Raw genomic sequence first — 911 nt, forward strand, 5'->3', positions numbered from 1 at the left:
TCACATATTCATTTGCGTGTACTGTACCTGCCACCTCATGTCCGGTTTCATCCAAATATCCTATCCCCGATGTATAACCTCCTTCTGCATAATTGTTTTTATCAGGTAAGGGTTTAGCCAATACCAATCCTGCCTGTACTACACCCATAGCACCTATTAACGCAGTCCAGGGCATACCTAAAGTATGAGGAGATGATGCGTAAGCTTTTGCAATCCCTAACGCAGTATTTGCGGCGATTCCAAATAGCGTAGAAATTTGTTCCCTTTTGGCTTGTTTGTATTCAACTTCAGCTTTCTTTTTCGCTAATTCCTGATCAAGTTTTTCAACTTCTTTATTATACGTCTCCTGATCAATAACCCCAGAATCCAATTGCCTCTTTAAAGCCTTTTTCTTTTTATCATTGTTCTTCTCAAAACTCTTTAATTGTTTGGTTTCATTAGCTGCTAAGAAGTCACTATACATTCCCCAAACATTCTGCAAGGCACCAACGACCATTTCGACTGCCTTAATTTTATCTTTGGCAGTATCTAAATTCTCAAAAGTGTTTTCCCAATCATCAATGGAGAAACCGAAAATATCTACTTCTCCTTTTAACCCTTCTACCTCAGGATCCTCTTCTTCCTCATTTTTAATGACACCAATTTCTGAAAGCTTAAGCTTTACCTCGTCTAATCGTTGGTTCAGAAGTTCTTTCTGCTCATCAGTAAGTAATTTATCGCCAAGGTTTATTCCTGTCTCTTCTCCGGATAGTAGAGAAGTCATTAAGTCTATTTGTTTTTGATAAAACGCTGCCTGGTGATCTAGTTCTGATAGTTCGAAATTCCTATGCAATGCATTTTTTGCATCATTTAAAGTTTTAATTTCAGATAGTTCCTTATCCGACAATGTACCTTTAAGTAATGCTTTAGCC

1 protein-coding gene is annotated in these 911 nt (G+C 37.7%); it reads right to left on the bottom strand.

The genetic code is table 11. The features are described from left to right. The coding region (locus tag FOF46_RS32170; protein WP_420885155.1) for a hypothetical protein at positions 1-911 on the bottom strand (911 nt) is incomplete at both ends.

The organism is Aquimarina algiphila (assembly GCF_007489275.1).
GTDB classification, from domain to species: Bacteria; Bacteroidota; Bacteroidia; order Flavobacteriales; family Flavobacteriaceae; genus Aquimarina; species Aquimarina algiphila.